Raw genomic sequence first — 21823 nt, forward strand, 5'->3', positions numbered from 1 at the left:
GGGGCGCCTCGCCCGGAATTCAATCGGGCCGATTTCATTTGGGACGACACATAATTATGGCCGACGAGATGATTTCCCTCGGCGCGAAGCTAAAGGCCTTCGCGCAATCCCAGCCCGACGCTCCGGCGGTGAGCTGCGGCGATGTCACCCTCTCCTATTCCCAGTTCCACAGGCTGACCAACCGCGCCGCCCGCGGCCTGCTGGCCTATGGGGTCAAGCACGGCGACCTGGTGACGCTGGGCCTGCCCAACTCCACCGACTTCGCCGTCGCCTGCTGGGCCATGTGGAAGATCGGCGCGACGCCGCAGCCGGTGGCCTTCCGCCTGCCCCAGGCCGAGCTGGAGGCCATCATGGAGCTGGCCAAGACCCCGGTGGTGATCGCCGAGTTCGAGGCCAAGATCGACCGGCCGCTGCTGAAGGTTTCCGACCTGCTGGCCAAGAGCGATGACGACAGCGACCTGCCCGACGCCACCTCGCCGGTTTCGAAAGCGCCGACGTCGGGGGGCTCCACGGGGCGGCCGAAGCTGATCCTGGCCGGCCAGCCGGGCGTTACGACGAAGGAGACGCCGGCGGTCGGCGGCTGGCAGCTGACGCCTGAGTCCATCGCCGTCCTGCCCGCGCCGCTCTATCACAACGCCGGCTTCGGCATGATGATGAGCGTGCTGAACCTGGGCGCGCACCTGATCGTCCTGCCGCGCTTCGATCCCGAGGGCACGCTGGCGGAGATCGAGAAGCGCCGCGCCACCTGGATCTACATGGTGCCCACCATGATGAACCGCATCTGGCATTTGCCGGAGGAGGTGCGGACCAAGTACGACCTGAGCTCGCTCAAGACCCTCTGGCACCTGGCGGCGCCTTGCCCGCCCTGGCTGAAGGAAGCCTTCATCCTCTGGCTGGGCGGCGAGGTGATCCAGGAGCTCTATGCCGGCACCGAGGCCCAGGCCTCCACCGTCATCTCTGGGACCGAGTGGATGGAACACCGGGGCTCGGTGGGCAAGGTGCGGATGGGCGAGATGGTGGCCTTCGACGACGACGGCAATCAGCTTCCGCCCCGCGAGATCGGCGAGATCTACATGCGCCGGCCCGAGGGCATGGCGCCCAGCTACAAGTACCTCGGCGCGACGGCCAAGGTGCTGCCGGGCGGCTGGGAGAGCCTGGGGGACATCGGCTGGTTTGACGAGGACGGCTATCTCTACCTGGCCGACCGGCGCACCGACATGATCCTGGTGGGGGGCTCCAACGTCTATCCGGCCGAGATCGAGGCGGCGCTGGAGGAGCATGACAGTGTTCAATCCTGTGCGGTGATCGGCATTCCGGACGACGACCTGGGCAACAAGATCCACGCCATCGTTCAGACGCGGGGGCCCGGCGACGAAGCCGCTCTGCGCGAGCACCTGAAATCGAAGCTCGTCACCTACAAGCAGCCGCGAACCTACGAGTTCGTGGACGAACCCCTGCGCGACGACGCCGGCAAGGTGCGCCGCACCGCCCTGCGCGACGTCCGCATCGCCAAGCTGAAGGACCAGCAGCCGGCCTGACGCCTCGCAAGCGCGCGGACCCGTCGGCCCTCTCGCCGATGGGCCGAGGTTTGCGCTTGGCGCGCCTGAGGGCTAAGCCAACCGCCATTCATGAAAAGACGAATTTGAGGAAGGGGATCGATGAGTATTAAGGGCAAGGCCTACATCATGGGGGCCTATGAGCACCCCACCCGGGATGCTCCCGACAAGTCGACGCCGCAGCTGCACGCCGAGTGCGCCAAGGGCGCCCTGGCCGACGCGGGCCTCACCAAGGACGACATCGACGGCTACTTCTGCGCCGGCGACGCCCCGGGCTTCGGCGGCATGTCCATGGTCGACTATATGGGCCTCAAGAACGTCCGCCACATGGACTCCACCGAGACCGGCGGCTCGTCCTACCTGCTGCACGTCGGCCACGCGGCCCAGGCGATCGCGGCGGGCAAGTGCACCGTGGCGCTCATCACCCTGGCCGGCCGTCCCCGCCAGAACAAGTTCTTCCCCGGCGGCGGCGGCGGCCGTCCCGGCCAGCTGACCGACGGCGCGCCGGAAGCCGGCTTCGAGAACATCTACGGCGGCTCGACCCACAACACCTACGGCATGTGCGCCATGCGCCACATGTACGAGTACGGCACCACCAGCGAGCAGCTGGCCTGGATCAAGGTCGCCGCCAGCCACCACGCTCAGTACAACGAGCATGCCTTCCTGAAGGACGTGGTCACCGTTGAGCAGGTGGTGAACTCCCGCATGATCGCCGACCCGCTGCACCTGCTGGACTGCTGCGTCGTCACCGACGGCGGCGGCGCCCTGATCGTCACCAGCCCGGAAGTCGCCAAGAGCCTGAAGCGGCCCCTGGTGAAGGTGATCGGCGCAGGCGAGGCCCCCAAGGGGCCGCGCGGCGGCAAGGACCTGGATCTCACCCACTCCGGCGCCCTGTGGTCGGGGCCCATCGCCTTCGAGGAGGCGGGCGTCACGCCGCAGGACATGAAGTACGCCTCGATCTACGACAGCTTCACCATCACGGTGTTGATGCAGCTCGAGGACCTGGGCTTCTGCAAGAAGGGCGAGGGCGGCAAGTTCGTCTCCGACGGCAACCTGATCTCCGGCGTCGGCAAGCTGCCCTTCAACACCGACGGCGGCGGGCTGTGCAACAACCACCCCACCAACCGCGGCGGCATCACCAAGGTGATCGAGGCGGTGCGCCAGCTGCGTGGCGAGGCCCACCCCAAGGTCCAGGTTCCCAATTGCGACCTGGCGCTCGCCCACGGCACGGGCGGATCGCTCGGCACCCGCCACGGCGCGGGCACCGTCATCATGGAACGGGAGGCGTAAGATGAGCCAAGCCCAAGACAAGCCGGCCGAGGGCCGCAAGATCCCGGCCCCGGCCGTGACCATCGAGAGCAAGCCCTTCTGGGACGCCGCCGAACAGGGCAAGTTCCTGATCAAGCGCTGCAACGCCTGCAACGAACCGCACTGGTATCCGCGCGCGCTCTGCCCCTTCTGCTTCTCCGACGACACCGTCTGGGAAGAAAGCCCGGGCGAAGGGGTGATCTACACCTACTCCACCATGCACCGCTCGCCGACCGGCCCCTACGCCATCGGCTATGTCACCCTCAATGAGGGCCCGGCGGTGCTGACCAACTTCGTGGACTGCGACCTCTCCAAGCTGGCCATCGGCCAGAAGGTGAAGGTGAAGTTCCAGGCCACCGAGGGCGGTCCGCCCGTCCCGGTGTTCTCGCCGGTCTAGGCGCCGACAGCCTCGCGACCGAGCCGCTGAACCAGCGGCTCGGCTTCGCGGGGATGGCGCAGGCGCGTCACGGTCAGGTGCGCCAGACGCGGATGGGCGAAGGCCTCCTCGTAGCGCGTGCGGCGGCGATGGAATGTCCGCCAGGCCCACAGCACCGGATGGTCGGGATCGCGCCACTGGGCGAAGGTCTCGCGGTTGCCGGCGCCCGGCCACAACTCCTGCTTCGTCCAGGCCCGCTGGAACGAGCGGGTGATGACCCGCCACATGATCACCGGACGCTCGTAGTCCAGCCAGATCACGTGGGTGGCCCGCGCCAGGATCGCCGGCAGGACGGCGCTGTAATTGCCGTCGGTGATCCAGGCCTCGGCGGCGACGGCGGCGCTCACCTCATCCCTGAAGGCCTTCGGATCGTCGGCGCTCAGCGCCTTCCAGCCGGGCCGCCAGTTGATGGCGTCGAGTTCGATGGCCGGCACGTTCAAGGCGGCGCCCAGGCGTTTGGCCAGGGTCGACTTGCCCGATCCCGAACTGCCGACCACCGCGATCCGCATCAGTCGGTCTTCAGCCCCATCTCGGCGGTCACCTCGGCGGTATCCTGTCCCAGGCGCGGGGCGTGGCGGCGGATATTTGACGGCGAGCCCGTGAAGCGCACCGGCGGCTTCATGGCGTTGTAGGGCCCCGAATGCGGGTGGTCGTAGCGCTCGAAGAAGCCGACGGCCTTCAGGTGCGGGTCGTCGGGCAGATCGTCCAGCCGGGCGGTCTTGACGATGGGGATGGACAGCGGCTTCAGCAGGTCCAGCCATTCCTGGGTGGTCTTGGTTTGGGTGACTTCGCCCACCAGGCCGTAGAGCTCGCCGATGTGCTTGGCCCGTGTCGCGTAGTCCGAGAAGCGGGGGTCCTTGCCGAAGGTCTCGGCCATGCCGGCGGCGGCGAAGAACTGGTCCCACTGCTTGTCGGTATAGGGCAGCAGGCCGATGTAGCCGTCCTTGGTCTGGTAGGGTTTGCGGTTGGGATTGGCCACCCGCTGGTAGGCCCACTGGCCGGTTGGCGGCTCGAAGGTGTGGTCGTAGAGGTGCTCCACCAGGTTGAAGCTGGTGACGCATTCCAGCATCGGCACCTCGATGAACTGGCCCTGGCCCGTGCGTTCCTTGTGCAGCAGCCCGGCGGTTATGGCCTGACACATGAACAGGCCCGAGACCTTGTCGGCCACCAGGGTCGGCAGGATGCGCGGCGTGGGGTTGCCGTCGGTGCGGGGCAGCAGGTCGGCCAGGCCCGAGGCCGACTGGATCAGGTCGTCATAGGCGGGCTCCCCGGCATAAGGGCCATCCGAGCCATAGCCGGCGGCGTGAACATAGACGACGTCAGGCCGCAGGGCCTTCACGTCCTCATAGGCCAGGCCCAGGCGCTTCAAACCCTCGTAGCGCACCGAGACCGCGAAGACGTCGCAGCTCTTGATCAAGGCCTCCAGCAGGGGACGCGAAGCCGGGTCGCGCATGTCCATCAGCACCGAGCGCTTGTTGCGGTTGATGGTCAGGAAGATGGGGCCGAGGTCGCGCGGGGTTCCCTCGGGCACGTGGCCAGCCCAGCGCATGATGTCGCCGCCGTCGCCCCGGCCCGAGCCGGGGTCCTCCAGCTTGATGACCTCCGCGCCCTGGTCGCCGAGCATCTGGGTGGCGTAGGCGCCGAACACCACGCTGGTCAGGTCCAGGATGCGGATGCCCGCCAGGGGGCCGGTGGCCTTATCCGCAAGTTGCTTGGTGTCGGTCACGTCGATGCTCCCCGTCGGTTCTTTGGCCCTGGAAGATCATTGAAGCCGGGGCGGATGCAAGGGGTCACGCCGGGGCGCTGGGCCAAGGAATTTTCACCGGGTGCTTGCCGTCCGGCGCGGCAACCCACCTAATTCGCCCAAGGTCGGATCAACAGGCATTGAGGGCGGACCATGGACTTCGAACTTTCCGAAGAGCACCGGATGCTCAAGGACCTGGCGCAGAAGTTCGTCCGCGACGAGCTGATGCCGCTGGAGAGCGCGGTTCTGGCACGGGAGGCCTCGGGTCATGGCGTCGGCCTCACCAAGGAGGAGCGCGAGAAGATCGACGTGGTCTCCAAGCGCCTGGGCCTTTGGGGCCTGGACGCGCCGGAGGACGTGGGCGGTTCGGACCTGCCGCAGGTGGCCCTGGTGGCGGTGAACGAGGCCCTGGGCTCGACGGTGACGCCCTACACCCTGCCGCCGGACTCGCCGAACCTGCGGATGCTGATGGCCACGGTGACTGAACGCCAGCGCGAGGCCTATCTCGCCCCCTATGTGCGCGGCGAGACCATCAGCGCCATCGGCATCTCCGAGCCGGGCGCCGGCGCCGACCCCGCCGGCATGATCACCAAGGCCGTGCGCGACGGCGAAGACTGGATCATTGACGGAAGAAAAATCTGGACGAGCCGGGCGGCGGAGGCCGACTTCACCATCGTCATGGCGGTGACCGACCGGGAGAAGGGCGCGCGGGGCGGGATGAGCGCCTTCCTGGTGGACGGCGACAATCCGGGCTTCAAGGTGCTGCGCAAGATCCCGATGATCGGCGGGGCGACCACCTATGAGGTGGCGCTGGAGGACTGCCGGGTGCCGGGGTGGAAGCTCCTGGGGACTGAGGGCCAGGGGTTCGCGCCCATGCAGGTGCGACTGGGGACGCGGCGGATGGAGATGGCCGCCTGGTGCATCGGCCTGGCGCAGCGAGCCCTGGACATGATGTGCGAGTACGCGCCGCAGCGGGTGACCTTCGGCCAGGCCCTGTCGGACCGCCAGGCCGTGCAGTGGTGGGCGGCCGACGCGGCCATCAAGATCCACGCCGCCCGGCTGATGACCTATGACTGCGCCGCCAAGCTCGACCAGGGCCGCGACGTGCGCAACGAGATCTCCATGGTCAAGGTGTTCGCCACCGAGATGGCCTGGGAGGTCATCGACAACGCCATGCAGTGCTTCGGCGCCATGGGCATGACCAAGGAAATGCCCTTGCAGCTGATGGCCTCGCTGGTACGCAACATGCGGATCTATGACGGCCCCTCCGAAGTCCACCGCATGGTGGTCGCCCGCAACCTGATGGGAACCCGACGATGAGCAGCTATGACCACCTGAAGGTCACCCATGATGGCCACGTGGCGACCGTGGAAATCGACCGGCCGCCCTTCAACCACGTCTCCGTTGAGCTGATGGCCGATCTGGCCGACGCCCTGGAGACCCTCGACGGCGACGGCAAGACCCGGGCGGTGGTGCTGTGCTCGGCCGGCAAGGCCTTCTGCGCCGGCGCCGACCTGGTGGCCAGCGACGGCATCGCCAGCGGCGGCATGGGCGGCATCGGCAGCCTCTACGACCAGGCCGTGCGACTCTATTCCATCGAGACGCCGATCGTGGTGGCCGTACAGGGCGCGGCGGTGGGGGCGGGTCTCGGCCTGGCCCTGGTGGGCGACTTCAGGGTGGCGGCGCCCGAGGCGCGGTTCACCGCCAACTTCGTCAAGCTGGGCTTCCATCCAGGCTTTGGCCTGACCCACACCCTGCCCCGCCTGATCGGCCAGCACCGCGCCAACCTGATGTTCCTGACCGGACGCCGGGTGAAGCCCGAGGATGCGCTCGCCTGGGGCCTGGTGGACGAGATCGCGCCCCTCTCCGACCTGCGCGCCGCGGCCGGCCGCCTGGCCCAGGAGATCGCCGAGAACGCGCCCCTGGCCGTGGTGGCCACCCGCAAGACGCTGCGCTCTGATCTCGCCGCCGCCGTCCGCGCCCAGACCTTCCATGAACATGAGCAGCAGACCCTACTGCGGGCCACCGACGACTATGCCGAGGGCGTGAAGGCGGTGTCCGAACGCCGGGCCGGCAATTTCACCGGCCGCTAGAGGAATGGTCCACCCGCTGGATCGACCGGTGTGGAGCACGTTGAGCACCCGCCAGCGGGCCCTGGCCTTGGGCGATGAGAGGGCCCTGCGCTTCGAGCCGCGCTACAACGTGTTCGGCGCGGCGGCGGATGGGTCTCCGGAGAACCTGGCGGCGCTCGCCGAGCTGATCGCGGCGGATGGGACCCTGTGGGTGGTGGAGGCCGAGCCGTTCACTCCGCCGCCCGGCGTCGTGGTGCGGAAGGCCGCCGTCTGCGCCCAGATGGTCGCCGAGCGCCCCAGGCCGGGCGATCCGGACTTCGCCTTCGAGGACCTGACCGAGGCTGACGCCCCGCAGATGCTGGCCCTGGCGACCCTTACCGAGCCGGGGCCGTTCCTCGAGGCCACCCACCGGCTGGGCGCCTTCGTGGGGATCAAGCAGGACGGGCGGCTGGTGGCCATGGCGGGCGAGCGGATGCGCCCCGACGGCTTCACCGAGGTGAGCGGCGTCTGCACCCATCCCGACCATCGCGGGCGCGGCTACGCCGGGCGGCTGATGCGGGTGGTGGCGGGGCGGATCACAGCCCGAGGCGAGACGCCGTTCCTGCACTCCTACGCCAGCAATCTGGGCGCGATCAGCCTCTATGAGTCGCTGGGCTTCGTGATCCGCCGCGAAGTGACGGCGACGGTGCTGGCGAAAGCCTAGGCCGCCTTGCCGAGCTGCGAGGCCGCGCGGGCCAAGTCCGTGATCCGGCCCCAGTCTCCCGCGCGTATGGCGTCCATCGGCGCGACCCAGGAACCGCCGACGCAGATGACATTGGGTTGGGCCAGGTAGTCGTTGGCGTTCTCCAGGCTGACGCCCCCGGTGGGGCAGAACATGGCCTGGGGGAAGGGGCTGGCGAAGGCCTTGAGCGCGCCCACGCCGCCGACGATGTTGGCGGGGAAGAGCTTGAAGTGGGTGTAGCCGGCCCGAAGGCCCCACATCAGTTCGGTGGCGGTGGCGATCCCGGGAAGCAGGGGCACGGGGCCGTCGAAGCCCTCGCCCTCGATCAGGCCGGGGCTGACGCCGAACTTCGCGCCCGCATCGGCCACGGACTGCCGGGCCGAGGCGGTGGTGATGGTGCCGGCGCCCACCACCGCGCCCTCGACCTCACCGGCGATGCGGCGGATGGCTTCAAGGGCGGCCGGTGTGCGCAGGGTGACCTCCAGGGCGTAGAGCCCGCCCGCCACCAGGGCCTTGGCCAGGGGGACGGCGTGGGCCTCTTCCTCGATGATCAGGACCGGGACGACCGGGGCGAGCTTGAGGATGTCCTGCAGGGTCAAAGCCGGTTTCCTTCCAACTGTTTCAGCGCCCGGGCCGAGCCCACCAGCGCTGCGTAGGGATGGACGATCAGGGAGGTGGGGATGTCGCGGGTATAGTCGGAAAGCCGGCCCTTGTCTTCGAACCGGCGGCGGAACTCACCGCTGTTGAGGCGGTCCACCATGCGCGGCGCGATGCCGCCCGAGACATAGACCCCGGCGCGGGCGCCGAAGGTCAGGGCCAGGTCGCCGGCCACCGAACCGAGGATGCCGCAGAAGCGGTCCAGGGTCTCGGCGCAGAGCGGATCGCCCGCCTGGCCAGCGGCGAACACCGCCTTCTCATCCGCCAGGCCGGTCTCGACGCCACGGATATCTCCCAGGGCCTTGTAGAGCTGGAACATGCCGCGGCCAGACAGGACCCGCTCGATGGAGACCCGCCCGTGGATCTTGCGCAGGCGCTCCAGCACCTGGGCCTCCAGCTCGTCATGGGGGGCGAAGGCGGCGTGGCCGCCTTCGGTGGCGATGGGCACGTCGCCCCGCTCCGAACGGGCGAGCCCCGCAACCCCGAAGCCGGTCCCGGCGCCCAGGACCACGAGCGGCGCGCCCTCGGCGCCCTTCATCACCGGCCCCAGAGGCTTGAGATCGTCGGCGCTCAGGGCCGGGGCGGCCATGGCCTGGGCGGCGAAGTCGTTGATCAGCCGGGCCGCCTCGAAGGCGAAGGTCCCCACCAGCTCGCCCTCGGAAATCCGCCAGGCGAGGTTGGTGAACTCGATCTCGCCGTCCACCACCGGCCCCGCCACCGCCAGGACGGCGCGCGGCGGACAACGACGACCAACCGTGGTGTCCAGGTACTGGCCGATCACCTCGCCCAGGGAGCCGAAGTCGGCGGCGGGATAGGTCTTCGGATGGCGAATGTGACCGGCGTCGTCCACCAGGGCGAGACGTGCGTTCGTGCCGCCGACGTCGCCGACGAGGCCTGTGTAGCTTGTTTTCATGCGACGTCCCCGAACAGGGTGCAGGCGCCGGCCTCGGCGGGTCCGGCGGCGCGGCGCATGGCGCCGAAGAGCTCACGGCCGTAGCCGAAGCCGGCGGCGGGCTTGGGGGCCCGTGGTCGCGCGGTAAGCTCGGCCGGATCAACGAGGATCTCCAGCACGCCCGCATGGGCGTCGAGGCGCACCCTGTCGCCGGTGCGCACATAGGCCAGGGGGCCGCCAAGGCCCGCCTCCGGCGAGACGTGGATCGCGGCGGGCACCTTGCCCGAGGCGCCGGACATACGGCCGTCGGTGACCAGGGCCACCTTGAACCCCTTGTCCAGGAGCACGCCGAGCACCGGGGTCAGGCTGTGCAGCTCGGGCATGCCGTTGGCCTGGGGACCCTGGAAGCGGACCACGGCGACGAAGTCGCGGTTCAGTTCGCCGTTCTTGTGGGCCTCCAGCAGGTCGTCCTGATCGTCGAAGACGATCGCCGGGGCCTCGATGATCAAGTGCTCGTCCTTCACCGCCGAGGTCTTGATGACCGCGCGGCCAAGCCCGCCGGCCAGCAGGCGCATCCCGCCCTCGGGCTGGAACGGATCACTGGCGGGCCGCAGGATGTCGAGATTGAGGGACGTGGTGGGACCTTCGCGCCAGACCAGCTTGCCGTCCTGCAGGAAGGGCTCCTGCTGGTAGCGGCGCAGGCCCTCCCCAGCGACGGTGACCACGTCCTCGTGGGCCAATCCCGCGTCCAGCAGCTCGCGAACCACATAGGCCATGCCGCCGGCGGCGTGGAAGGCGTTCACGTCCTCGCTGCCGTTCGGATAGACCCGCGCCATCAGCGGGGTGACCCGCGACAGTTCGTCGAAGTCGGTCCAGTCGACGATGACCCCGGCGGCCCTCGCCATGGCGACGATGTGCAGGGTGTGGTTCGTCGAACCGCCGGTGGCCAGCAGGCCGACGATGGCGTTGACGATGGACTTCTCATCCACCACCGCCGACATCGGCGCATAGGCGTTGGTCCCGTCGGCGATCTCGATGGCGCGCAGGGGAGCGTGGGCGGTGAGCGCATCGCGCAGGGGCGTGTTGGGGGTGACAAAGGCCGCGCCAGGCAGGTGCAGGCCCATCATCTCCATCATCATCTGGTTGGAGTTGGCGGTGCCGTAGAAGGTGCAGGTGCCGGGGCCGTGATAGGACCTCATCTCCATGTCCAGCAACTCGTCGCGGGTGGCCTTGCCCTCGGCATAGAGGCCACGGACCCGGGCCTTGTCGGCGTTCGAGGCCCCGGTGGTCATGGGCCCGCCGGGGACGAAAATCACCGGCAGGTGGCCGAAAGCCAGGGCGCCGATGGTCAGGCCGGGCACGATCTTGTCGCAGATGCCCAGCATCAGGGCCGCGTCGAAGGCGTCGTGGGTGAGAGCCACGGCGGTGGACATGGCGATCACGTCGCGGCTGAACAGCGACAGCTCCATGCCCGGACGGCCCTGGGTGACCCCATCGCACATGGCCGGAACGCCGCCGGCGAACTGGGCCGTGGCCCCCACGGTTTCCGCCGCGGCCTTGATGATCTCAGGGAAGCGCTCCAGCGGCTGATGGGCCGAGAGCATGTCGTTGTAGGCCGAGACGATGGCCACGTTCGGCGCGCTGGGATTGCGCATCCGCTGCTTGTCGCCCTCCGGGGAGGCGGCGAAGGCATGGGCCCAGTTGGCGCAGGACAGCTTGGCGCGGCCGGGACCGGCGTGGCGCGCAGCCTCCATTCTCGCCAGGTAGTCGGCGCGGGCCTCGCGGCTGCGCTCGACGATGCGCGCGGTGACGGCGGCGGTGACCGGATGCATGGGGAGTGCTCCTAGACCTACGGCGTCCAGAGGACGCGCACAGGCGCTTTAGACTGTTTGAGGAAGGCGTGCACGGGCAGTCCCGAGCCGTGCTCGACGATGTCGCGCTTCGCCGCGCCGCGGATCAGCACCAGGGCCGAGCGGGCCGCCAGCAAGGCCGGCAAGGTGAGGCTGATGCGGGCCACCGGCGGCGAGCCGACGCCGGCCGGAACGCCGATGACGAAGCGGCCGCCGGCAGGGTCCAGACCGGCTTCCATCACCGGACTGCCGGGAATCAGAGAGGCGACGTGGCCATCCTCGCCCATCCCCAGGAACAGCATGTCGAAGGGGGCGAGCGCGCGGAGCTGGGGTTCGGCGATGTCGGCCGCCGCCTCGGGGCTGGGAGTGTTGGCGTAGAGGGACAGGAAGGTGGCGGCCGCAGCCCGGCCCTGCAGCAGGCGCTCACGGACCAGGCGCTCATTGGAGTCCGGCGACGTCATCGGCAGGAACCGGTCATCGGAAAGGCTGACCGTGACCCGGCCCCAATCGAGGTCGATCTCCCGCAGAGCGTCATAGACCGGCGCGGGCGACCGGCCTCCGGTGCCGATCAGGGTGGCGTGGCCGCGAAGGGCCAGGCCCGCCCTCAGGACGTCGGCCGCCGCGGCGGCCGCGGCGGCGGCCAGGACGGCCTCGTCTGCGAAGGTTTCGATCATCTCCCGCCCATAACGCGGCGCGGCCCGGACGGATCAGAAAATCTGCGTCCCGCTGCGGAACTTTCTCGCGATCTCGGGAGCTATGCCATGGCGCACGCGTTCGCGCCGCCAAGCGATGACACTCGCCACAGTCCAAGGATTGCCGCCATGAGGATCGCCCAGGTTCCGCCTCTGTATGAAGCTGTGCCTCCGCGGTTTTACGGCGGCACAGAGCGCGTGGTCTCCCACCTCACCGACGCGCTTGTGGACCTGGGCCACGACGTGACCCTGTTCGCCAGCGCCGATGCGCGGACCAAGGCCAAGCTCGTCACCGTCCGCGATCAGGCGATCCGCCTGGACCCGGCCCATCTCAAGAGCGACCTGGCCGCCCATATGTCGATGCTGTCGGAGGTGCGCCGCCGGGCCGACGACTTCGATGTGATCCACTTCCATACCGACATGATCCACTTCCCCTTCTTCGAGGCCATGGCCGGCAAGACCGTCACCACCCTGCACGGGCGGCTGGACCTGAAGGACCTGCAGGGGGTCTATGACAGGTGGCCGCAATACCCCCTGGTCTCCATCAGCGATGACCAGCGCCGCCCCCTGGCCTCGGCCAACTGGGCGGGCACCGTCCACCACGGCATGACCGCCGACATCTACGAGTTCCACGAACGGTCTGATGGCTACCTCGCCTTCCTGGGCCGGATCTCGCCGGAGAAGCGCCCCGACCGCGCCATCGCCATCGCCAAGCGGCTGGGCAAGACCCTCAAGATCGCCGCCAAGGTGGACGCCGCCGACTTGCGCTACTTCCATGACAAGATTGAACCCTTGATCCTGGGCGATCCGCTGATCGAGTTCGTGGGCGAGATCGGCGACGCCCACAAGTCGGAGTTCCTGGGCGGCGCCGACGCCCTGCTGTTTCCCATCGACTGGCCCGAACCCTTTGGCTTGGTGATGATCGAGGCGATGGCCTGCGGCACGCCGGTTGTGGCGTTTGCCTGCGGCTCCGTGCCCGAGGTGATCGAGCACGGTGTCACGGGCTTCATCGTGCGCACCGACGGGGAAGCCGTGGATGCGGCCCGCCAGGCCGCCAATCTGGACCGCCGGGAGGTGCGCCGCCAGTTCGAGCTGAAGTACTCCGCGACAGCGATGGCGCGGCGCTATCTCAACCTCTACGCCCGGCTGGGCGCGCCGCTCAGCCAGGCCTTCGCCGTCGCCGCAACCGCCTGAGGCAAGAACAGATGGACGATCTCGCACCGGCGCCAGGAGCCCCGGTCGAACATGGCGAGTCGGTCGAGCCCCGCACCCCGCATCGGCTGCATGCCCTGAAGGACAAGGACACCTTCGTGGTGGCCGATTCCTATGGCGACATCCTGGGGGCCGGGGACGGCCTGTTCCACAACGACACGCGCATCCTGTCGCGGTTCCGCGTCCTTCTGGGCGACAAGCCGCCGTCGCTGCTGTCGGCGGCCATCGCGCAGGACAATGTGTTCTTCACGTTCAATGGCGCCAACCAGGCCCTGCCCTATCCGGGCGGGCCTATGGGACCGCCGGGCGTGCTGCACCTGGAGCGCAAGCGCTTCCTGTGGGAGGAGCGGCTTTACGAACGGATCACCTGCACCAACTACAGCCGCGACGTGGTGCTGTTGCCGCTGTCCATCGAGTTCGGCGCCGACTTCCAGGACATGTTTGAGGTGCGCGGCATGACGCGGGCCCGGCGCGGCCACATGCTGCCTCCGGTGCTCGACGGGCGCCGGGTGCGCTTCACCTATGTCGGCCTGGACCAGATTGAGCGCGCCAGCGTCGTCGCCTTCTCCGATCCGCCCGGCCGGCTGACACCGGGCCGGGCGGACTTCATGTACTCCCTGGCGCCCGAAGGGCGGCTGGAGCTCTACCTCGAGATCGGCTCGACCGAGGCGCCGACACCCAGCCGCGAGCGATTCCGCGACGGCGCGGCGCGCGCTCGCTGGGACATGCGCGCCCGGCGCCGGCACGGAGCGCGGATGCGCAGTTCGGGCCGCCTGTTCAATGAGTGGCTGGAAAAGTCGAGGGCCGACCTGGCCCTGCTCACGACGCGCATGGAGACCGGGCCCTACCCCTATGCGGGCATTCCGTGGTTCTCCACCGCCTTTGGTCGCGACGCCATCATCACCGCGTGGCAAATCCTGTGGTTTGAGCCCTCCCTCGCCAAGGGCGTCCTCACCTACCTCGCAGCTCACCAGGCCGAGGAGATTTCCGCCTTCCGCGACTCCGCGCCCGGCAAGATCATGCATGAGACCCGAAAGGGTGAAATGCCGGCCTTGGGCGAGGTGCCCTTCGGCCGTTATTACGGAGGGGTCGACACCACGCCGCTGTTCGTCGCCCTGGCCGGAGCCTATGCCGAGCGAACCGGCGACATGGCCTTGATCGACGACCTGTGGCCGGCTCTGAAGGCTGCCACAGCCTGGATGGAGCACTTCGGCGACACCAATGGCGACGGGCTGATCGACTATGCCCGAGGCCAGGAGAGCGGCCTGGCCAACCAGGGCTGGAAGGACAGCCAGGACAGCGTCTTCCACGCTGACGGCCGGTTCCCGAACGGGCCGATCGCCCTGGTGGAGGTGCAGGGCTACGCCTTCGCCGCCTACAAGGCCATGGCGCGGCTCGCCGGCCAGCGGGAGGATCTCGTCAGCCAGACGCGTTGGAGCGAACGGGCCGAGCACATCCGGGAGACGGTGGAGGACCGCTTCTGGATGGAGGACCAGCAGTTCTATGGCATCGCCATCGACGGCGACGGCGTCCTGTGCCGCACGCGAACCTCCAATCCCGGCCACCTGCTGTTCTGCGGCCTGCCGTCACCGGAGCGCGCCGCCAAGGTGACGGAACAGCTGCTGTCAGCGCGGTTCGATTCAGGCTGGGGGGTGCGCACCCTGGCCACCGGCGAGGCCCGCTATAATCCGATGAGCTATCACAACGGCTCGGTCTGGCCGCATGACACTGCGGTCTGCGCCATGGGCCTGTCGCGCTATGGGGAGCGTGACGGGGTGGTCAACCTGACCTCGGGCCTGTTCGAGACCGCCGCCAGCTTCGAGATGCGGTTGCCGGAGCTGTTCTGCGGCTTTGGCCGCAACGCTGGCGAGCCGCCGGTGAACTATCCGGTGGCCTGCCTGCCCCAGGCCTGGGCGGCAGGGTCGGTGTTCATGATGCTGCAGGCCTGCCTGGGGATAGGCGTGAACGGCGCTGGCGGCGGTGTGGAGATCATCGACCCGCGCCTGCCCATCGGCATCGACGTCCTGGCGGTGGACGGCCTGCGGGTGGGCGGCGAGAAGGTGGACCTGCTGTTCGAACGGATTGGCGGCAAGATCGTGGTGCAGGCCCGGGGCCACAGCCTGGTGCCGGTCAGGATTTGCTGAAACAGGAGTAGTTCAAGCTTGAACTAAATCTCAGCGCTTGATCGGCGTATGGGCCAGCCGCAGGATATTGGCCGCGCCGGGCGAGCCCATGGGCAGGCCCGCCAGGATCAGGACCCGATGGCCGGGGGGCGCAAGGCCCATCTCGGTGGCGACAGCGACCGCCACCCGGGCCAGATCCTCGGGATCGGAAATCTCATCGACAACCCGAGATTCCACGCCCCAGGCCAGGGCCAGCCGGCGCGCGGTGGTCAGACGGGTGGTGAGCGCCAGGGTCGGCTGAAGCGGGCGTTCCCGCGACAGGCGCAGAGCCGTCTGGCCGGTGGTGGTGAAGGCCACCAGACAGGCGGTGGAAGCGGCCTCGGCGGCGCGACGGGCGGCGGCCACCAGGGCGTCGGCGTCGGCGTCCTCCACCGGATATTCGGCGCGCATCAGCTCGGGCCAGCGCGGGTCGCGCTCCACCCGGGTGATGATGCGGTCCATGATGGTCACCGCCTCCACCGGATACTGGCCGGCCGCGGTCTCGGCCGAGAGCATGACGGCGTCGGCGCCCTCATAGACCGCGCCCGCCACGTCGGAGGCCTCGGCGCGGGTGGGGGTGGGGGCGGAGATCATGCTCTCCAGCATCTGGGTGGCGACGATCACCGGTATCCCCCGTGTCCGCGCCGCGCGGATCAGGGATTTCTGCACCACCGGCACGTCTTCCGGGTTCAGTTCGACGCCCAGGTCCCCGCGCGCCACCATGACCGCCTCGCAGAGGTCGAGGATCTCGTCGAGGGCCTCCAGGGCTGCGGGCTTCTCGATCTTGGCCAGGACGCCGGCGCGGCCCTGCACGATCTGGCGCAGCTCGGCCATGTCGGAGGCGCGCTGCACGAAGGATAGCGCCACCCAGTCGACCCCCTGGGAGAGTGCGAAGTTGAGGTCCTCCAGGTCCTTGGGGGTCAGGGCCGGGATGGGGATGGCCAGGCCCGGCAGGTTCAGGCCCTTGTGGTCGGAGAGCGCCTCGCCCGCCACCACGACAGTGTCGGCGAAGTCGGGGCCGCACTTGCCGACCTTCAGCCGCACCTTGCCGTCGTCCAGCAGGATGTCGGCGCCGGGCTTCAGGGCCGCGAAGATCTCGGCATGGGGGACGCAGACGCGGGAGGCGTCGCCCGCGGCGGTGTCGCGGTCCAGGCGAAAGTCCTGCCCCACCTTCAGCCGCACCCGACCGTCGGCGAATTCACCCAGCCGCAGCTTGGGGCCCTGCAGGTCGGCCAGCACGGCCAGGGGACGGCCCACCAGGGCCTCCACGGCGCGGACATTGGCGATCGTGCGGGCGTGGTCCTTGTGGCCGCCGTGGCTGAAATTCACACGGAACACGTCGGCGCCGGCTTCCGCGAGCGCCCGGATCTGAACGGCGTCGCGGCTGGCGGGGCCAAGGGTCGCAACAATGCGGGCGCGTCGGGCGCGGATCATCTGGTCAGCCTGCCAAATCGCGTTGCGTCGAACAGTTCGATGCTTATCAAAAGACCACCATGCGGTCAGGGCGCAACTGAAGCGGGTCCGTCGCGAATCGAACACAAAGGTCGAGGATTCGGAGCATATGACCCAGACTCTCGACCTGTTTCCCATCGGCAACTGCGCGGCCAGCGCCCTTATCGACCGTTCCGGGCGATTCGTCTGGGCCTGCACACCGCGCGTGGACGGTGATCCGGCCTTCTGCGCCTTGCTGTCGGGGGAGAAGTCAGAGGAACAGGGCTTCTGGTCGATCGAAGTCGATGACATGGCCAGCGTCCGCCAGCACTATGTCCGCAACACCCCGATCCTGATCACCGAGATCACCGACAAGTCCGGCGCCGTGGTGGAGATCATCGATTTCGCCCCGCGCTACCGGCAGTTCGGGCGGGTCTACCGGCCCATGGCCTTCGTGCGGAAGATCCGTCCGGTGAGCGGCACGCCCCGCATCCGGGTGCGCATGCGGCCGATGGTGAACTGGGGCGAGGCGCCTGCGACGATCACCACCGGCTCCAACCACCTGCGCTATGTGGGCGGCGAGATGACCCTGCGGCTGACCACTGAGGCGTCGGTTTCGCACATCCGCGACGAGCGGCTGTTCCGGCTGGAGGAGCCGTTCTGCATGTTCCTCGGCCCCGACGAGGGGTTCGACGCCGACGTGGCCGCCACCACCGAGCGGATGCTGACCGAGACCACCCACTACTGGCGCTCCTGGGTGAGGACCCTGTCGGTGCCCCTGGAATGGCAGGAGGCGGTGATCCGCGCCGCCATCACCCTGAAGCTTTGCGCCCATGAGGAGACCGGCGCGATCGTCGCGGCCCTGACCACCTCGATCCCCGAGCACGAGGGCAGTCAGCGCAACTGGGACTATCGCTACTGCTGGCTGCGGGACGCCTATTATGTGGTCCAGGCCCTGAACAGGCTGGGCGCGGCGGACCTGCTGGAAAACTACCTAGTCTATCTGCGCAACGTCATCGACACCGCCCAGGGCGGCCATGTGCAGCCGTTGTATGGCGTCGGGCTGGAGCCGTCCCTGGTGGAGCGGTTCGCCGACCACCTGCCGGGCTATCGCGGCATGGGGCCGGTGCGGGTGGGCAACCAGGCGCACGAGCATCTGCAGCACGATGTGTACGGCCAGATCGTGCTCTCCACCGTCCAGGCCTTCTTCGACCAGCGCCTGCTCCGGCCGGCCACGGTGGAGGACTTCCGCGACCTGGAGCCGGTGGGGGATCGGGCCTTCGAACTGCACGACCAGCCCGACGCCTCGCTGTGGGAGTTCCGCGGCCGGGAGAACGTCCACACCTATTCGGCGGTGATGTGCTGGGCTGCCTGCGACCGGCTGGGCAATGCGGCCCGGCAGCTGGGCCTAATGGAGCGCGCCGACTTCTGGAACGGCCGCGCGGCCAAGGTGCGCGAGACCATCGAGACCAGAGCCTACAACGAGACGCTCGGCCGCTTCGCCGCCACCTTCGGCGGCGACGAACTGGACGCCTCCCTGCTGCAGCTTGTGGACGTGCGCTTCGTGGCGCCCGAGGACCCGCGCATGGCGGCCACCATCAAGGCGGTGGAGGACGGCCTGCGGCGGGGCCCCTACATGCTGCGCTACGCCGTTCCCGACGACTTCGGCGAGCCCAAGACCGCCTTCAACATCTGCACCTTCTGGCTGATCGAGGTGCTGCACATGTCGGGCCGCACCGAGGAGGCGCGCGAGCTGTTCGAGGAGATGCTGGGCCGCCGCACGGCGGCGGGCCTGCTGTCGGAGGACATCACCCTGGATGGGGCGGAGCTGTGGGGCAACTACCCGCAGACCTACTCCCTGGTGGGGCTGATCAACTGCGCCAACATGCTCAGCCGCCCCTGGACCAGCGTGCGGTGACCGGCTGGCTGAGTGAATCCTTTTCCGGCCGGGGGCGTTAGACCCTCGCAGGAGCGCCCCATGAACGACCGCCACTTCTCCGCCCGCGCCGTCACCGAAGGCCAGCAGCGCGCCTATGACGTAATGGGCCCCGACTTCGAGACCGCCGCCTTCGAGTTTGTCGACCGCTGGCACCCCCAGCCCGACGAGGACGGCGACGTCGAGGTGGTGGTCACCGACACCGAGACCGGCGAGCGCCACTGCTTCCGCATCGACCTGGGGTCGGGCGAGGCCGAGGCCTGCGGCTAGCCTGCATTGGAAGCAGTTGGTGCGCTTCCCGTACGCCTCTAACATCCGCGCCTGACAGCGCGGGGACTGGACGATGTGGCTTGGCGGCCTTCTTGCGACGAGCCTTCTGGCGGCTCCAATGGATGTCGGCTGCATGGCGGTCGTCGATCCACCGCCTCCGACGGACGAGGGGCCGGCTTCATATACCCTGACGGGGCCACTCAAGGAGGCTCCGCCGCCGCTGAAGCACGTGCCCGTCCCCCAAGGGGCGCTTGAAACCGTTCGGATCAAACTTGAACGCTCGCCGTGTAACGGATCCTGCCCCAGCTACGCCGTCGAGCTGCGCGGTGACGGGACGGTGCGCTACGAGGGCTGGTCCCAGACGCTCGTTGGAGGCGATCATACCTTCCGCATCCCACCCGAGCGCGTCGCCTGCCTGGTGGAGGCGTTCCGCTCGGCCGACTTCTGGTCACTTAACAACGACTATGTCGCGCAGACTACCCACGGCTCCTCGCACAAGCTGACCTTGCACATCGGCGGCCAGAGCAAGACGGTGACGGACTACATGGGTCTGATGGTTGGCATGCCCGAGGCCGTTACCGCTCTTGAGGACGCCGTCGATCGCGTCGCCGGCAACCGTTTCGCTCGGGGCGACAGCGAGACACTGGTCAGCCTGCGTGAAGAGCATTTTGACTTCCGGTCGCCCGAAGCCGCATCGATCTTGGCGAGGGCCGCGAAGTCCGCGCCCGAACCCTTCGTGCTGGGGATGCTGGCCGAAGGGACGCCGCCCACCGGCAGGATCAGTGTGAAATGGGACCCCCGGTGGCCCTTGCCCACGGGCCTCCAGCTGGCCAGCCGGGCCGGACGTGCATCGGTGGCGCGCGCTTTGATCGACGCCGGCGCAATGTCGGCGCAAGCCGACGAAAAGGACATCGCCCTGCGCAACGCCGTCGAAGCCGGCAGTCCCGCGACCGTGGCTGAAATCCTCAAGTCGGGTGCTAACCCGAACGTTCCGGACAAGAACGGCGCGCCCCTGATCGTCCTTGCCCGCGAGGCGCGGCTCTATGGCGGACCTCCGCAGATCGACGTGCCGGGCGTTCTGCGGCTACTGATCGCGGCTGGAGCCGATCCAAGCAAACGCGACCGCAATGGCTCAACCGCGCTTCATCTGGCGACCGGCGCGGAGGTCGTGGAGCTGTTACTCGCGGCCGGTCTCGATATCGAAGCGCGCGATGGGCAAGGCCGAACGCCATTGCTGACCGCCAATGACGACGAGGCCTCACTCGCTTTGATCAAGGCCGGCGCGGACATCACCGTGACCAACGATGGCGGCACGGTGCTTGAGGGCGCGATCCACGAGAACTTCCGCAAGACGATCGACGAACTCGGCCGGCGCGGAGTGAAACACTAGTCGTACCAAGCCCGCTCGGACCGCTCGATGAGGGCGAAGGCGCCGGCGGGGCCCCAGCTGCCGGCGGCGTAGGGCTTGGGAACCATGCCGCTGTCGGCCCAGGCGGCCTCGATGCCATCGATCCAGGTCCAGGCCTGCTCCACCTCGTCGCGGCGCACGAACAGCGTGCCGTTGCCGTGCATGACGTCCAGCAGCAGCCGCTCATAGGCGATGCGCCGGCGCGCATTGGGCCCGGAATAGGCGCGGAGCAGGGACAGGGACAGCGGCAGGGACTGCAGCCGCATCCCGCCCTGGGTCAGGCCCGGGGCCTGGTTCATCAGGGTCAGCTCGATATCCTCGTCCGGCTGCAGATCGATCACCAGGCGGTTGGCCACCAGGTCGGCCTTGGCGTGATCGCCGAAGATCGAATGGGGCACAGGCTTGAACTGGATGGCGATCTGGGTGCGGCGCTCGGGCAGGCGCTTGCCGGTGCGCAGGAAGAAGGGCACACCCGCCCAGCGCCAGTTGTCGATATCGGCCCGCAGGGCGACGAAGGTCTCAGTGTTGCTGGCCTGGCCACGTTCGGCCTCGTAGCCGGCGGCGGACCCGCCGCCCACCACGCCCGGCGTATACTGGCCCCGCACGCTGATCGACTGCACATCGGCCCGGGTGAACGGCCGCAGGGACCTCAGCACCTTGACCTTCTCGTTGCGAAGGGACTCCGGCGCCATGTCGGAAGGCGGCTCCATGGCCACCAGGCACAGAAGCTGGAGCATGTGGTTCTGCACCATGTCTCGCAGGGCGCCGTACTCGTCATAATAGGGCCAGCGGTCGCCGACCCCTTCAGTCTCCGCCACGGTGATCTGCACGTGGTCGATGGTGAGGTTATTCCACAGCGGCTCGAAGAGGGTGTTGGCGAAGCGCAGGGCGATCAGGTTCTGCACCGTCTCCTTGCCCAGATAGTGGTCGATGCGGAACACGCACTGTTCCGGGAAGACCGCGCCCACCGCGTCATTGATGACCTTGGAACTCTCCAGGTCCCGGCCGATGGGCTTTTCGAGAACGATGCGGGCGTCGGAGCCTCCGAGGCCAGCCTCGCCCAGGGCCGCGCAGACCGGGGCGAAGAGGCTGGGAGACAGGGCCAGGAAGAAGATCGGCGTCTTGGCGGCTCCCATCGCCCTTTTCAGCGCGGCCATGCCCGCCGGCTTGGTGGCGTCGCCGCCGACATAGTCAAGCCGGGCGGCGAACCGCTTCCACACCTTGGCGTCGACGGCGCCGGCGCGGATCTTCACCGCGTCATGCACCTGATCGGCGAAGGCCTGGGTGGTCATATCGGCCCGGGCCGTGGCGATGACGCGGAAGTCGTCGGCGAGAAATCCATCGGCGTCGAGGAAGTAGAGCGACGGGAAGAGCATCCTCTGGGCAAGGTCGCCCGTGCCGCCGAACAGGACGATCACGTCGGCCGTGGGGGATTGCGCCATCGCGTCACCTTTCGCGAACCTTCAGATGCAAACC

General features: G+C 68.6%; 19 protein-coding genes. 11 read left to right on the forward strand and 8 right to left on the reverse strand.

Going from position 1 to position 21823, the window contains the following annotated elements:
* Positions 1-56 precede the first annotated feature (56 nt).
* The 3 genes from OCL97_RS12610 (at position 57) to OCL97_RS12620 (ending at position 3261) form a co-directional block, all read left to right on the forward strand.
* Entirely contained in the window at positions 57-1538 is a 1482-nt protein-coding gene (locus OCL97_RS12610; protein ID WP_377370359.1) for an AMP-binding protein, read from the forward strand.
* Between the two features lie 120 nt (positions 1539-1658).
* Positions 1659-2846, forward strand: a complete 1188-nt coding sequence (locus OCL97_RS12615) for a thiolase domain-containing protein (protein WP_304775182.1) — start codon at positions 1659-1661, stop codon at positions 2844-2846.
* 1 nt (position 2847) lies between these two features.
* Positions 2848-3261, forward strand: coding sequence for a Zn-ribbon domain-containing OB-fold protein (locus OCL97_RS12620; protein WP_304775184.1), 414 nt, complete (start codon positions 2848-2850; stop codon positions 3259-3261).
* On the opposite strand, the gene OCL97_RS12625 is transcribed toward OCL97_RS12620, so the two are convergent.
* Entirely contained in the window at positions 3258-3809 is a 552-nt protein-coding gene (locus tag OCL97_RS12625; RefSeq protein WP_377370360.1) for a P-loop NTPase family protein, read from the reverse strand. The two genes, OCL97_RS12620 and OCL97_RS12625, sit on opposite strands and share 4 nt — an antisense overlap.
* Positions 3809-5026: a CaiB/BaiF CoA transferase family protein gene (locus OCL97_RS12630; protein ID WP_305763037.1), complete on the reverse strand. Its 1218-nt coding sequence runs from the start codon at positions 5024-5026 to the stop codon at positions 3809-3811. Before OCL97_RS12630 ends, OCL97_RS12625 begins: the two co-directional genes overlap by 1 nt.
* A 171-nt stretch (positions 5027-5197) precedes the next feature.
* Here OCL97_RS12630 and OCL97_RS12635 point away from each other — a divergent pair, with 171 nt between their 5' ends.
* From OCL97_RS12635 to OCL97_RS12645, 3 genes are read left to right on the forward strand one after another with little or no spacing between them, the layout of a single operon-like run.
* A complete protein-coding gene (locus OCL97_RS12635) occupies positions 5198-6364 on the forward strand; it encodes an acyl-CoA dehydrogenase family protein (protein WP_377370361.1) in 1167 nt (388 codons plus the stop codon).
* The gene (locus OCL97_RS12640) at positions 6361-7137 is read left to right on the forward strand and encodes an enoyl-CoA hydratase/isomerase family protein (RefSeq protein WP_377370362.1); all 777 of its coding nucleotides are present in this window, start codon (positions 6361-6363) and stop codon (positions 7135-7137) included. The genes OCL97_RS12635 and OCL97_RS12640 overlap by 4 nt, the downstream gene beginning before the upstream one ends.
* Positions 7138-7177: 40 nt before the next feature.
* Entirely contained in the window at positions 7178-7819 is a 642-nt protein-coding gene (locus OCL97_RS12645; protein WP_377370363.1) for a GNAT family N-acetyltransferase, read from the forward strand.
* Here the strand turns inward: OCL97_RS12645 and eda are convergent.
* The 4 genes from eda to pgl are packed head-to-tail and all read right to left on the reverse strand — an operon-like array spanning position 7816 to position 11910.
* A complete protein-coding gene (gene eda / locus OCL97_RS12650; protein ID WP_377370364.1) occupies positions 7816-8436 on the reverse strand; it encodes a bifunctional 4-hydroxy-2-oxoglutarate aldolase/2-dehydro-3-deoxy-phosphogluconate aldolase in 621 nt (206 codons plus the stop codon). The genes OCL97_RS12645 and eda overlap by 4 nt on opposite strands.
* Positions 8433-9407: a glucokinase gene (gene glk, locus OCL97_RS12655; protein ID WP_377370365.1), complete on the reverse strand. Its 975-nt coding sequence runs from the start codon at positions 9405-9407 to the stop codon at positions 8433-8435. The genes eda and glk overlap by 4 nt, the downstream gene beginning before the upstream one ends.
* A complete protein-coding gene (gene edd / locus OCL97_RS12660; protein ID WP_304775198.1) occupies positions 9404-11218 on the reverse strand; it encodes a phosphogluconate dehydratase in 1815 nt (604 codons plus the stop codon). The genes glk and edd overlap by 4 nt, the downstream gene beginning before the upstream one ends.
* A gap of 17 nt (positions 11219-11235) precedes the next feature.
* Positions 11236-11910: a 6-phosphogluconolactonase gene (pgl, locus tag OCL97_RS12665; RefSeq protein WP_377370366.1), complete on the reverse strand. Its 675-nt coding sequence runs from the start codon at positions 11908-11910 to the stop codon at positions 11236-11238.
* Positions 11911-12057: 147 nt separating this feature from the next.
* Between pgl and OCL97_RS12670 the strand changes: the two genes are divergently transcribed.
* Positions 12058-13122, forward strand: coding sequence for a glycosyltransferase family 4 protein (locus OCL97_RS12670; RefSeq protein ID WP_377370367.1), 1065 nt, complete (start codon positions 12058-12060; stop codon positions 13120-13122).
* 11 nt (positions 13123-13133) lie between these two features.
* On the forward strand, positions 13134-15284 hold the full coding sequence (locus OCL97_RS12675) for an amylo-alpha-1,6-glucosidase (RefSeq protein WP_377370368.1): 2151 nt from the start codon (positions 13134-13136) through the stop codon (positions 15282-15284).
* 30 nt (positions 15285-15314) lie between these two features.
* Here OCL97_RS12675 and pyk read toward each other — a convergent pair whose 3' ends face one another.
* Positions 15315-16736, reverse strand: coding sequence for a pyruvate kinase (pyk, locus tag OCL97_RS12680; RefSeq protein WP_377370369.1), 1422 nt, complete (start codon positions 16734-16736; stop codon positions 15315-15317).
* Positions 16737-16863: 127 nt separating this feature from the next.
* Here pyk and OCL97_RS12685 point away from each other — a divergent pair, with 127 nt between their 5' ends.
* The 3 genes from OCL97_RS12685 (at position 16864) to OCL97_RS12695 (ending at position 20329) form a co-directional block, all read left to right on the forward strand.
* Positions 16864-18651: a glycoside hydrolase family 15 protein gene (locus OCL97_RS12685; RefSeq protein WP_377370370.1), complete on the forward strand. Its 1788-nt coding sequence runs from the start codon at positions 16864-16866 to the stop codon at positions 18649-18651.
* Between the two features lie 60 nt (positions 18652-18711).
* Positions 18712-18939 (forward strand): DUF5961 family protein, encoded by a 228-nt coding sequence (locus OCL97_RS12690; RefSeq protein WP_305338918.1) that lies wholly within the window; start codon positions 18712-18714, stop codon positions 18937-18939.
* Between the two features lie 133 nt (positions 18940-19072).
* Positions 19073-20329: a DUF6438 domain-containing protein gene (locus OCL97_RS12695; RefSeq protein ID WP_377370371.1), complete on the forward strand. Its 1257-nt coding sequence runs from the start codon at positions 19073-19075 to the stop codon at positions 20327-20329.
* Here the strand turns inward: OCL97_RS12695 and zwf are convergent.
* Positions 20326-21789 carry a glucose-6-phosphate dehydrogenase gene (zwf, locus tag OCL97_RS12700; protein ID WP_377370372.1) on the reverse strand — a complete coding sequence of 488 codons (1464 nt, stop codon included), beginning with the start codon at positions 21787-21789 and terminating at the stop codon, positions 20326-20328. The genes OCL97_RS12695 and zwf overlap by 4 nt on opposite strands.
* Positions 21790-21823: the final 34 nt, after the last annotated feature.

It is taken from the genome of Phenylobacterium ferrooxidans (assembly GCF_042714595.1).
Classification (GTDB): Bacteria; Pseudomonadota; Alphaproteobacteria; order Caulobacterales; family Caulobacteraceae; genus Phenylobacterium; species Phenylobacterium ferrooxidans.